12 protein-coding genes are annotated in these 11,344 nt (G+C 72.9%); 7 read left to right on the forward strand and 5 right to left on the reverse strand.

The window, feature by feature from the left end; translation table 11 throughout:
- Positions 1-7: 7 nt before the first annotated feature.
- Complete coding sequence (locus tag ACFXB5_RS09610; RefSeq protein WP_385204596.1) at positions 8-1,024, reverse strand: GNAT family N-acetyltransferase; 1,017 nt, start codon at positions 1,022-1,024, stop codon at positions 8-10.
- A 114-nt stretch (positions 1,025-1,138) separates the two neighbouring features.
- Between ACFXB5_RS09610 and fdxA the strand changes: the two genes are divergently transcribed.
- Positions 1,139-1,465 (forward strand): ferredoxin, encoded by a 327-nt coding sequence (gene fdxA, locus ACFXB5_RS09615; protein WP_014054705.1) that lies wholly within the window; start codon positions 1,139-1,141, stop codon positions 1,463-1,465.
- A 173-nt stretch (positions 1,466-1,638) separates the two neighbouring features.
- Complete coding sequence (dapC, locus tag ACFXB5_RS09620; protein WP_385204600.1) at positions 1,639-2,760, forward strand: succinyldiaminopimelate transaminase; 1,122 nt, start codon at positions 1,639-1,641, stop codon at positions 2,758-2,760.
- 516 nt (positions 2,761-3,276) lie between these two features.
- Here dapC and ACFXB5_RS09625 read toward each other — a convergent pair.
- Together ACFXB5_RS09625 and ACFXB5_RS09630 are read right to left on the reverse strand one after the other, a co-directional pair.
- Positions 3,277-3,921, reverse strand: a complete 645-nt coding sequence (locus ACFXB5_RS09625; RefSeq protein ID WP_385204604.1) for a hypothetical protein — start codon at positions 3,919-3,921, stop codon at positions 3,277-3,279.
- 214 nt (positions 3,922-4,135) lie between these two features.
- Positions 4,136-5,047 (reverse strand): hypothetical protein, encoded by a 912-nt coding sequence (locus ACFXB5_RS09630; protein WP_385204607.1) that lies wholly within the window; start codon positions 5,045-5,047, stop codon positions 4,136-4,138.
- Between the two features lie 181 nt (positions 5,048-5,228).
- On the opposite strand from ACFXB5_RS09630, the gene dapE reads away from it, so the two are divergent.
- Together dapE and ACFXB5_RS09640 are read left to right on the forward strand one after the other, a co-directional pair.
- Entirely contained in the window at positions 5,229-6,299 is a 1,071-nt protein-coding gene (dapE, locus tag ACFXB5_RS09635) for a succinyl-diaminopimelate desuccinylase (RefSeq protein ID WP_385204611.1), read from the forward strand.
- 579 nt (positions 6,300-6,878) lie between these two features.
- The gene (locus ACFXB5_RS09640; protein ID WP_020868627.1) at positions 6,879-7,628 is read left to right on the forward strand and encodes a TIGR00730 family Rossman fold protein; all 750 of its coding nucleotides are present in this window, start codon (positions 6,879-6,881) and stop codon (positions 7,626-7,628) included.
- Between the two features lie 60 nt (positions 7,629-7,688).
- On the opposite strand, the gene folP is transcribed toward ACFXB5_RS09640, so the two are convergent.
- Positions 7,689-8,549, reverse strand: a complete 861-nt coding sequence (gene folP / locus ACFXB5_RS09645) for a dihydropteroate synthase (protein WP_385204614.1) — start codon at positions 8,547-8,549, stop codon at positions 7,689-7,691.
- A gap of 137 nt (positions 8,550-8,686) precedes the next feature.
- Here folP and ACFXB5_RS09650 point away from each other — a divergent pair, with 137 nt between their 5' ends.
- Positions 8,687-9,208 (forward strand): DivIVA domain-containing protein, encoded by a 522-nt coding sequence (locus ACFXB5_RS09650; protein WP_385204617.1) that lies wholly within the window; start codon positions 8,687-8,689, stop codon positions 9,206-9,208.
- Positions 9,205-9,801 carry a DNA-3-methyladenine glycosylase I gene (locus ACFXB5_RS09655; protein WP_385204619.1) on the forward strand — a complete coding sequence of 199 codons (597 nt, stop codon included), beginning with the start codon at positions 9,205-9,207 and terminating at the stop codon, positions 9,799-9,801. Before ACFXB5_RS09650 ends, ACFXB5_RS09655 begins: the two co-directional genes overlap by 4 nt.
- Positions 9,802-9,861: 60 nt before the next feature.
- Here the strand turns inward: ACFXB5_RS09655 and ACFXB5_RS09660 are convergent, their stop codons facing one another.
- On the reverse strand, positions 9,862-10,668 hold the full coding sequence (locus ACFXB5_RS09660; protein ID WP_385204622.1) for an enoyl-CoA hydratase-related protein: 807 nt from the start codon (positions 10,666-10,668) through the stop codon (positions 9,862-9,864).
- 355 nt (positions 10,669-11,023) lie between these two features.
- Between ACFXB5_RS09660 and ACFXB5_RS09665 the strand changes: the two genes are divergently transcribed.
- Positions 11,024-11,191 (forward strand): DUF3117 domain-containing protein, encoded by a 168-nt coding sequence (locus tag ACFXB5_RS09665; protein WP_003966491.1) that lies wholly within the window; start codon positions 11,024-11,026, stop codon positions 11,189-11,191.
- The last annotated feature ends 153 nt before the right edge of the window (positions 11,192-11,344 follow it).

Below are 11,344 nucleotides of genomic sequence, written 5' to 3' on the forward strand. Positions count from 1 at the left end.
ACCCTGCTCAGCGCGGATCCTGCCCGGACGCGCGCCAGTGATGGTAGCTGTGGTGGACGGTGAAGCCCATGCCCTCGTAGAGGGCGTGCGCCCCGCCATTGTCCGTCTCCACCTGGAGATACGCGGCCGAGGCGCCCTCGTCGAGCGCCTTGCGGGCCAGCGCCGTCATCACGGCCTTGGCCAGGCCCTGGCGCCGCCGCTCCGGGGCGACCTCCACGGCGGTGAACCCGGCCCAGCGGCCGTCCACCACACAGCGCCCGATCGCGGCCGGGGCGCCGCCCCCTTCCGCCGCTATGGTCGCGAACCACACCGACGGGCCGCCCGACAGCACCGTCCGCGCCTCGGGCGAGGGCTCGCCGGAGGACCGCTGGTAACGGGTCAGCCAGGCGTCGTCGAGCCGGCCGGAGAGCGTCACCGCCGAGGTGTCGGCGTCCAGGTCCCCGATGGGGGCCAGCGCCGCGATCTCCATCCGCGAGGAGACCTCCCGTATCCAGCCGCGGCTCTCCAGCTCCGCGGCGAGCAGCTCCTGGGTGGCCTCGGCGCCCGTGCTGACCTGCATGTACGCGGGCAGCTCCCGAGCCGCGTACCACTCGGTCACCCGGCGCAGCGCCGCGTCGAGCCCCATCCCGGGGTCGCCGAGAGGCAGTACCGAATTGGCGCGCCGGGTGAATCCGCCGGAGGCGCGCAGCGTCCACTCGCCCAGTGGTTCGCTGGTCACCGGCGGCCAGGCCCGGGCGGCGACCCGGTCCAGCTCGGGCGCGCTGGCGGCGGGGCCGCGGCGGCGGGCCGGAGCGGCGGGCACCACCTTCCCGGCCACCAGGGACGACTCGGCGATCCGCACCGGTTCACCGGTACGCCGGGTGATGGAGAGCGTGCCCTCGGTCCACGATGTGAGAACCCCGACCACGTCGGTGAACGTGGCGCCGGGCTTACGATCTTCGGTCATAAGCCTGACCGAGACGCGTTTTCCCACGTCATCCGGGGTGATCCGGACTTCGAGACGTCCGCCAGTGGTGAAATCCACAGTCCTGTCAGCCCCTCATGTGCGCTCGGTGCCCAAGAACGGAGATACTAGGTGCGGGCATCGACGACGCCGCGCTCCCGCGCGATAGCAGCCCTAACGAGGAGGAACGACAGCGTGACCTACGTCATCGCGCAGCCTTGTGTCGACCTGAAGGACAAGGCGTGCATCGAGGAGTGCCCCGTCGACTGTATCTACGAGGGCCAGCGGTCCTTGTACATCCACCCGGACGAATGCGTCGACTGCGGGGCCTGTGAGCCGGTCTGCCCGGTCGAGGCGATCTTCTACGAGGACGACACTCCCGAGGAGTGGAAGGACTACTACAAGGCGAACGTCGAGTTCTTCGATGAGCTCGGTTCGCCCGGTGGCGCGAGCAAGCTCGGCCTGATCGAGCGGGACCACCCCTTCATCGCCGCGCTTCCGCCGCAGGAGCACGACGAGTAACCCCTGCCCCGGCGCCAGCGCCCGGAAGCAGTCGGCGGTCCCGTATGGCCTGTGGCCTGCGGGACCGGGCTGTTTCCCGGGCCTCGTCGGCGCTCCCGCGGGTTTCCCCGGCGCTCCCGCGGTTTCCCCCGGGCCCCTCGGCCCGGGCAGTTCCGAAGAAAGCGAGCCACCCCGTGCCACCCGTCTCCGCCCGCCTCCCGGTCTTCCCCTGGGACCGGCTCGAACCGTACAAGGCGACCGCCGCGGCCCACCCCGACGGCATTGTCGACCTCTCGGTGGGCACCCCCGTCGACCCGGTCCCCGAGCTGATCCGCGCGGCGCTCGCCGACGCCTCGGACAGCCCCGGCTATCCGACCGTCTGGGGCACGGCCGCGCTGCGTGACGCCCTCACCGGCTGGGTGGAGCGGCGGCTGGGGGCGGCCGGGGTGACCCACACCCAGGTGCTGCCGGTGGTCGGCTCCAAGGAACTGGTGGCCTCGCTGCCGACGCAGCTGGGCCTGGGCCCCGGCGACCGGGTCGCCTTCCCGCGGCTCGCCTACCCGACGTACGAGGTGGGCGCGCGGCTGGCGGGCGCCGAGCCGGTGCCGTACGACACGCAGACATTCGCGGCTGGCGCCGCGGACACGGAGCTCGACCCGGCCGGGCTGAAGCTGCTGTGGCTCAACTCCCCGTCCAACCCCACCGGCCGGGTGCTGTCCAAGGACGAGCTGCGCACCGCGGTCGCCTGGGCCCGCGCCCACGGGGTGCTGGTGGTCAGCGACGAGTGCTATCTGGAGCTGGGCTGGGAGGCGGACCCGGTCTCGGTGCTCCACCCGGAGATCTCCGGCGGCTCCTTCGAGGGGCTGGTGGCGGTCCACTCGCTCTCCAAGCGGTCCAATCTGGCGGGCTACCGGGCGGCCTTCCTCGCCGGTGACGAGGCGGTGCTGGGCGAGCTGCTGAAGATCCGCAAGCACGGCGGGATGATGGTCCCCGCACCGGTGCAGGCCGCCACGGTCGCGGCGCTCGGCGACGACAAGCACGTGACGGAGCAGCGCGAGCGCTACGAGCGGCGCCGGGCCGCGCTGCGGTCGGCGCTGGCGGGCCACGGCTTCCGCATCGAGCACAGCGAGGCGTCGCTGTACCTGTGGGCGACGCGGGACGAGCCGTGCTGGGAGACCGTGGGCACCCTCGCCGAGCTGGGCATCCTGGTGGCCCCTGGCGAGTTCTACGGCGCGGCGGGGGAGCGGCACGTCCGGGTCGCGTTCACGGCGACCGACGAGCGCGTGGCAGCGGCGGTTCGCCGACTGGCGGACTGAGAACGGGAAGTCGGCGGGGGTGTCCGGCGGGTCTTGGCGCCTGCGGCGGGCTGTTCCCCTCCCCGCCCCTTCCCGGCACCTGACGATATGCGGCTCCGCCGCGTGCGGGGCTCCGCCCCAGACCCCGCTCCTCAAACTCCCCCAGCTACCGCTGGGAGGTGCCCCCTGGAGGGGCTGGAAGGCGGGGCTCTGCCCCAGACCCCGTGCCGGGGCTTCGCCTCAGGCCCCGTGCCGGGGCTTCGCCTCAGGCCCCGGACCGGGGCTTCGCCTCAGGCCCCGGGCCGGGGCTCCGTCCCTTCCCGGGGCATCGATATGCGGTTTCGCCGCGTGGTGGGGCTCTGCCCAGGGCCTCGGGGTCCAGGGGCGGAGCCCCTGGTATCGGGAAGGGGCGGGGAGGGGAAAGCCTCGATATGCGGCCGCCGCGTGATCCGCCGGACCCCGTAGCGAGCTGATGGACCCGAAGGGGCCCGGGGAGTACGAGAACTCCCCGGGCCTCTGCTTACGTCCGGCGGACGATCAGCCGAGCAGCGGCAGGCCCTTGATCGGCAGGCCCTTGACCGGGAGGTCCGGGCCCTGCGGGGCGCTGGGCGCGGGGGCCTGCGGGGCGGCGGCCGGGGCGGCGGCGGGGGCGGCGGGGGCGGGCTGTGCGGGCCGCACCGCCTTGCCCTTGCCCTTGGCGTGGGCGCCGCCCTTGCCCTTCCCGTGCCCGAGGGCCCGGGTCTCGCCCTTACCGGCGGCCTTGGCGTGGGCGGCCTTGGCGTGGGTGGCCCTGGCCGGGGTGCTCTTGGCGGCCTTGTGGGACTTGGCGGCCTTCACACCCTTCACACCCTTCGCGGGCTTGGCGGGCTTCGCGGGATCGGCGGGTTTGGCGGGCTTGGCCGGGGTCACGTTCGCCGGGGCGGCCCTGCCCGGCAGGATCCCCTTGACGGTCCCGCCGGCCTTGCCGCTGACGTCACCCGCCGTGCTCCCGACCTGCTGCGAGGCGACGTCGGCGACCTCACCGACCGAGGCGGCGTCCAGCGAGGACAGCCCCAGGTTGGAGGCCTGCGGCTGGGCCGGCTCCGCCGCACTCGCGGCGCCGGCGGCGCCGACGACGGGAGCCGCGCTCGCCGCGACCAGTAGCGCCGCGCGGGCGATCCGACGGGTGAGAGGGAGGGACATGGTGCTCCTTTGGCGAGGGGACAATTGGCGTCTGCGTCCGGCGATTCGGACGCTGTGAATACCGCGTGAACCTCGCGAAGGTTGCGGTGCCCCAAGGCAAAGAGTTGGTAATGCGTCGCATTATCCGTTTCTGCGCGTAATACGCCCGGACCATTCCGCCGGGCGTGCCACGCAATCCACCGTCAGCCGCTCTGAACTGCGGTGATTCCATGCGCTATCGCATGGTGTCGATCCGTACTTCGGCCCCGGAAATCCCCTTGGCCGGACGCCAACCCGCCCCGGAATTCCGCGCGTTCCATTCGCGCTCGCCGTAAGAGACACGTTCGATACGCAACTCGTCCGAGTGGGCCACCGCCCAGTGCGCGATCTCCCAGCCGCGCTGCCCGGCACGCCCCGGGGTCGCCGCCTTGGGCACCGGAACCAGCACCGTGTGCGGCGAGGGGGCGGCCTGCTGACCGCCGCCGTGCCCGGCCAGGGCCGGCCGCGCCTCCGTCTCCGGGCCGAACTCCCGCTTCAGCGCGGCCCGTACCCGCACCGGATCGCCCGCCTCGCCGTCGTCCGGCGGCCCCGGGCAGCTGAGGGCCGCCCCGGAGCGCCCGGTGAGGGCGCCGGTCAGCACCACCGCTTCGGTCTCGTGCTTCGCGTACGCCTGCGGGAAGCCGCTGCGCTGCACCCGCTGCGCCGCCACCGTCAGCGGCAGCCGCGAATAGCCGGGCATCCGCACCAGGTCGTCGTAGAACTGCCCGGCGGCGTAGACCGGATCGCGGATCTGCCGCACACTTCCCCAGCCCTGGGAGGGGCGTTGCTGGAACAGCCCCTGCGAATCCCGGTCGCCGTGGCGGATGTTGCGCAGCCCCGACTCCTGGAGGGCGGTGGCCAGCGCGATGGTGACGGCCCGCTCGGGCAGTCCGCGAGAGGCGGCCACGGCCTCGATCGTGGCGGCGTTCACGGTCTGTTCGGGGGAGAGCCGCACCTGGACGCCGCCCGCCCGTACGACGCAGCGCGGCGGTCCCACACCACCCGTCACCAGCTGCGCCGCCAGATATCCGGCCAGGCCCAGCAGTACGGCACAGGCGACCGCGGCCCGCAGCAGCCGGGCGCGGTGGGAGAAGACGGACAGGGGCACGGGCCACACGGTACTGGAGCCGCACGCGGCCTGTTTCCGGTTCTCGGGCGCGGGGTGGGGAACGCCACTTCCGGTTCTCGGGCGCGGGGTGGGGAACGCCACGTTCGCGCCCGGGGGCTGGGGCCGGCGGCCGGGAGCCGGGGCCGCCGGGCGCGCGGGCCGACCGGCTAGGGTCGCGGGTATGGCACACCCAGCACTCGACCTGTCCCTGGACGCGGCCCGGCTCACCGCCCGGCTCGTCGACTTCCCCTCGGTCAGCGGTGAGGAGAAGGCGCTCGCCGACGCCGTGGAGCAGGCCCTGCGGGCCCTGCCCCAGCTGAGCGTCGACCGGGACGGGGACGCCGTCGTGGCCCGCACGAACCTGGGCCGGGACGAGCGGGTCGTGCTGGCGGGCCATCTGGACACCGTGCCGATCGCCGACAACGTGCCCTCGCGCCTCGACGACGACGGCGTGCTGTGGGGCTGCGGCACCTCCGACATGAAGTCCGGCGTCGCCGTACAACTGCGCATGGCCGCCACCGTGCCCGCGCCCAACCGCGACCTCACCTTCGTCTTCTACGACCACGAGGAGGTCGCCGCCGAGCTCAACGGGCTGGGGCGGCTGGCCAGGAACCACCCCGAGTGGCTGGCCGGGGACTTCGCCGTGCTGCTGGAGCCCACCGACGGCAAGGTCGAGGGCGGCTGCCAGGGCACCCTGCGGGTACGGGTGAGCGCCCAGGGGCGGCGCGCCCACTCCGCGCGCAGCTGGCTCGGCGAGAACGCCATCCACAAGGCCGCGCCGATCCTGGACCGGCTGGCCGGTTATGTGCCCCGGCGGGCGGAGATCGACGGGCTCACCTACCGCGAGGGCCTCAACGCCGTGACGATCGAGGGCGGCCACGCGACCAATGTCATCCCCGACTTCTGCACGGTGACCGTGAACTTCCGCTTCGCCCCGGACCGCTCCGAGGACGAGGCGCTCGCCCACGTCCGCGAGGTCTTCACCGGCTTCGAGGTCGAGCTCACCGACAGCGCGCCCGGCGCCCTGCCCGGTCTCGCCCATCCGTCGGCCGCCGCCCTCGTGGCGACGCTCGGGGTGGAGGTGGCGCCCAAGGACGCCTGGACCGATGTGGCCCGCTTCTCGGCGCTCGGCGTGCCCGCCGTGAACTACGGCCCCGGCGATCCGAAGCTGGCCCACACCCGCGAGGAGCACGTCTCGGTCGCCGCCGTCCTGGAGGCCGAGGAACGACTGCGGACCTGGCTGACCCGCTAGGCGGTGTCCGGCGGACCGTGCGCCTGCGGCGAGCTTGCTCCCCTCCCCGCCCCTTCCCGAAACCGGGGCTCTGCCCCAGACCCCGGGACCGGGGCTCTGCCTCAGATCCCGAGTTCGGGGCTCTGCCTCAGATCCCGAGTTCGGGGCTCTGTCCCCGGCCCCGAGTTCGGGGCTCTGCCTCAGATCCCGAGTTCGGGGCTCTGTCCCCGGCCCCGAGTTCGGGGCTCTGCCTCAGATCCCGGGACCGGGGCTCTGCCCCAGACCCCGGGCCGGGGCTCTGTTCCTCCCCGCGGCTTCGCTATGCGGCTTCGCCGCGTGGCAGGGGCTCCGCCCCGGGCCTCGGGGTCCAGGGGCGGAGCCCCTGGTAACGGGAAGGGGCGGGGAGGGGAAAAACCCGCTATGCGGCTCCACCGCGTGGCCCGCCGGGCACCCCCTAGCGGCGCTAGCTGACCGTACCCCTGTGTGATCAGCGGTTCGGTGGGTGAGCGTGGCCAGGATTTCGGCTGTTTGCCGTCCGAGGGGCCTACCCTGAAGCACAGATCTTTGACCAGATCTTGGTCTTGGCGAAGGGAGCACTCAGTGGGCAACGCCGAAGAAGAGCGAGCGCTGCGGGAGCAGCGTCTGGGCCCGGTCGTGCGCCGCCGCCATCAGATGCGACCCGAGACGACCGACCAGCGGCTTCTGGACACCCAGGGGGCCACCCACTGGGTGCACGAGGACCCGTTCCGGGTGATGCGCATCCAGTCGGAGTTCGTCGAGGGCTTCGGCACCCTGGCGGAGCTGGGCCGGGCGATCAGCGTGTTCGGTTCCGCCCGTACGCCCGAGGGGTCTCCGGAGTACGAGGCGGGGGTGCGGATCGGCCGGGCCCTCGCGGAGGCGGGCTTCGGGGTGATCACCGGCGGCGGCCCCGGCGCGATGGAGGCGGCGAACCGCGGCGCGACCGAGGCGGGCGGTGTCTCGGTCGGCCTGGGCATCGAGCTGCCGTACGAGCAGGGCCTGAACCCGTACGTCGACATCGGGGTCAACTTCCGCTACTTCTTCGTAAGAAAAACGATGTTCGTGAAGTACGCCCAAGGGTTCGTGGTGCTGCCCGGCGGGCTCGGCACGCTCGACGAGTGCTTCGAGGCGCTCACCCTCGTCCAGACCAAGAAGGTCACCCGCTTCCCGATCGTCCTCTTCGGCAGCGCCTACTGGAAGGGCCTGGTCGACTGGCTCACCAACACCCTCATCGCCGAGGGCAAGGCGTCCCCGCACGACCTGGACCTGTTCCACCTCACCGATGACATCGACGAGGTGATCGACCTGGTGACCAAGGAGTCCGGCCCCTGACCGCCCGCGTCTCCTTACGGTCCACTCAGGATCCTTACGGTCCACTTCCTTACGGGCCACTCAGGCCAGTCCCCGGCGGGCGACCGCCGGGGGCCGGTGGCCCGCGATGGACGACACCATGTCCAGCACCTGACGGGTCTCCGCCACCTCGTGCACCCGGTAGATCCGGGCCCCCAGCCAGGCCGATACGGCGGTCGTCGCGAGCGTGCCGATCAGCCGTTCCTTGACCGGACGGTCCAGGCTCTCGCCGACGAAGTCCTTGTTGGACAGCGAGACCAGGACGGGCCAGCCGGTCTCCGTCAGCTCGCCCAGCCGGCGCGTCGCCTCCAGTGAGTGGCGGGTGTTCTTACCGAAGTCATGGCCCGGGTCGATCATGATCCCGTCGCGCCGCACCCCCAGCTCGACGGCGCGCTCCGCGAGCTCCAGGGTGACCCGCAGGATGTCCTCCACCACATCGTCGTAGCCGATCCGGTGCGGGCGGGTGCGCGGCCGGGCGCCGCCCGCGTGGGTGCACACCAGCCCGGCGCCGTAGCGGGCGGCGACCTCGGCCAGCTTGGGGTCGACCCCGCCCCAGACGTCGTTGAGCACATCCGCGCCCGCGGCGCAGACCGCCTCGCCGACCTCATGGCGCCAGGTGTCCACGCTGATCACCACGTCCGGATGGCGCCTGCGCACCTCGGCCACGAAGCCCACCGTGCGGCGCGCCTCCTCCTCGGCGCTCACCTCGTCGCCCGGACCGGCCTTGACGCCGCCGACGTCGATGATCGCGGCGCCGTCCGCGACCGCCTGCTCCACCCGGGTCAGGGCGGGCTCGTCGCGGAAGGTCGCACCCTGGTCGTAGAAGGAATCCGGCGTCCGGTTCACGATCGCCATGATCACCCGGTCGTTCTCGCCGAACTCACGTCGTCCCAGCCGCAGCATCGAACTTCCCTCACGTCTTCTTCCAGGTTGCGGGCAGCGACGATAACTGTCCGAGGGGCATGGCACGATCGGGGCAGACAGTTATCGAGGCCGACGGACACAGACTCAACCATGCATCTGACGGGGAGACGATCACCGTGTTCTTGTTCTTGCTGATCGCGCTGGTCGTTGTGGTCGGCGGGGTCACGCTCGCCGTCGTCGGCGGCGGTGACGGCCCGCTCACCGACGTGCCCCCCGACCGGCTGGACGATCCGCTGCCCGCCGACCGGCCGCTGGCGCGCGCCGATGTGGAGTCGCTGCGGCTCCCCATGACGCTGCGGGGCTACCGGATGGCGGACGTGGACGATGTGCTGGGCCGCCTCGGCGCCGAGCTCGCCGAGCGTGACGCCCGGATCGCCGAGCTGGAGACGGCGCTCGCCGGTCCGCGTCCGAAGCCCTTGTCGTCCTCCGGGCCCGGCCCCGATCCGCTGTCGGCCCCGGAGAGCGACCATGGCTTCGGGCCGGGCGGCCTCGAGGGCCCCGGCCCCGAGCGGCGCGGCTTCGAGGACGGCGGTTTCGAGGACGGCGGTTTCGAGGGCAGGGGCTTCGACGCCTTCGGGCGGCGCGGTTTCGACGGGAGCGGCTTCGAGGGCCGCGGTTACGAAGGGCAGGGCGCATGAGCGAGCAGGGTGTGGTCGAGGGGCCGGACGGTCTGCCGCGCTGTCCCTGGGGCCTGGAGAGCGAGACCATGGCCGACTACCGCGTCTACCACGACACGGAGTGGGGCCGCCCGGTCCACGGCGATGACGCGCTCTATGAGCGGGTCTCCCTGGAGGCGTTCCAGTCCGGGCTGTCCTGGCTGACGATCCTGCGCCGCAGGGAGGGGTTCCGGGCCGCCTTCGCCGACTTCTCGATCAAGAAGGTCGCGGAGTTCACCGAGGCCGACGAGGTGCGGCTGCTCGCCGACCCCGGCATCATCCGCAACCGCGCCAAGATCGCCGCCACGATCGCCAACGCCCGTGCCGCGGCGGCCCTGGCCCCCGGTGAGCTGAGCGAGCTGATCTGGTCCCACGCCCCGGCGTCCGACGGCCGCCCGGTCCCGCGGACCTTCGCCGATGTCCCCGCGATCACCCCGGAGTCCACGGCCCTCAGCCGCGACCTCAAGAAGCACGGCTTCCGCTTCGTCGGCCCCACCACGGCCTACGCGCTGATGCAGGCATGCGGCCTGGTCAACGACCATCTGGCCGACTGCCACATCCGCGACGCGGTCTGAGCGCCCCGGCCGCCGGCGGTCGGTGGCCGGGGCGGGGGCCGGGGCCGGGGCGGGGTCCCGTCAGCGGCCGGTGAACCTCGGCTTCTCCTTGTTCACGAACGCGTTCACCGCGATGGCGTGGTCGTCCGACGCCCCCGCGCGGCGCTGCAGCTCGTCCTCCATGGTCAGGGCCTCGGTGAGGGTGTGGCCCGCGGCGAAGGCCAGGGACTCCTTGATCGCGGCATAGGCCGCGGTGGGGCCCTCGGCCAGCCGCCGGGCGACCGCCGCCGCCTCGGAGGCCAGCTCGTCCGCCGGGACCACCCGGTGGGCGATGCCCAGGCCGAGCGCCTCCTGGGCGTCGATGGTGCGTGGGAAGAGCAGCAGATCCGCCGCCCGGCCGTAGCCGATCAGCCGCTGAAGGGTCCACGAGACGCCCGAGTCGGCGGTCAGCGCGACCCCGGCGAAGGAGGTGTTGAAGGAGGCGGTGTCGGCGACGATCCGGTAGTCGGCGGCGAAGGCGAAGCCCGCCCCGGCGCCCGCCGCGACGCCGTTGACCGCGGCGACCACCGGCTTCGGCATCCCGGCGATCGCGGTGACGATCGGGTTGTAGTGCAGCGCCACCGTGTTCATGGTCGAGCCCTCGCCGCTGCCGTCGCGGTCGGCGGCCAGCAGGCCGATGTGCTCCTTGAGGTCCTGGCCGACGCAGAAGGCGCGCGACCCGGAGCCGGTGAGCAGCACGGCCCGCACCGCCGGGCTCTCCGCGGCCTGCAGCAGCGCGTCGCGCAGCGCCTCCTTGGTATCGATGTTCAGGGCGTTCATCGCGTCGGAACGATTCAGCGTGATCGTCGCGAGACCCTCGGTGAGGTCGTAGAGCACGGTGTCGGCCATGGCGGTCCTCCGGCGGTGGAGCGAGGCGGGTGGGCGGCTCGGGCTGCGGCCGCACCGGCGGGCCCGGAAGGGGCCCGCCGCGGCGGTCAGCGCACAGCATGCCGGAGATCATGACCGACCGACATGTGACCTGCGTCAAAGAACCGACCCTTCGTTCGGTGACGGCGGGCGTACGCTACCGCGATCCCCTCCCCGAATTGGGTGGTTTTGGGGGAACGCCTCGCACAGGCGTTGCCGACCGATGTTGGTCATCGGGTCGTGCCATGCGGGATAATGAGGGGGAAGCAACGTGTTCGATGCCGGTGACACCTGGGTTGTCGGCTGCGATGAGCTGGTTTCAGGAAGGGGAACGAGCATGGCGGCCATGAAGCCGCGGACGGGCGACGGCCCGCTCGAGGTGACCAAGGAGGGGCGGGGCATCGTCATGCGCGTTCCGCTCGAAGGCGGCGGTCGGCTCGTCGTCGAGCTGACACCGGACGAGGCCGATGCCCTCGGCGATGCCCTGAAGAAGGTTGTCGGCTGACGGCTTGCGGCCCACCATCACCCGCGGGGGGGGGGCCCCGGCGGGCGGGCGGGCTGGCGCGGAGCGCGCCGCGCCGGGTCAGGGGGGGTGGGTGTGGGTGTGGGCGAGGGGGGGGGGGGCGGGCGCGCGGCGGGGGGGGGGGGGGGCGGCGGG

Source organism: Streptomyces sp. NPDC059455, from assembly GCF_042750115.1.
GTDB classification, from domain to species: domain Bacteria; phylum Actinomycetota; class Actinomycetes; order Streptomycetales; family Streptomycetaceae; genus Streptomyces; species Streptomyces endocoffeicus.

Coding starts and splice junctions, on each gene's coding strand:
- ACFXB5_RS09625 (WP_385204604.1), bottom strand. CDS start 3,921: ATGTCCCTCCCTCTCACCCGTCGGATCGCCCGCGCGGCGCTACTGGTC.
- dapE (WP_385204611.1), top strand. CDS start 5,229: ATGGCACACCCAGCACTCGACCTGTCCCTGGACGCGGCCCGGCTCACC.
- folP (WP_385204614.1), bottom strand. CDS start 8,549: ATGCTGCGGCTGGGACGACGTGAGTTCGGCGAGAACGACCGGGTGATC.
- ACFXB5_RS09655 (WP_385204619.1), top strand. CDS start 9,205: ATGAGCGAGCAGGGTGTGGTCGAGGGGCCGGACGGTCTGCCGCGCTGT.
- ACFXB5_RS09660 (WP_385204622.1), bottom strand. CDS start 10,668: ATGGCCGACACCGTGCTCTACGACCTCACCGAGGGTCTCGCGACGATC.
- ACFXB5_RS09665 (WP_003966491.1), top strand. CDS start 11,024: ATGGCGGCCATGAAGCCGCGGACGGGCGACGGCCCGCTCGAGGTGACC.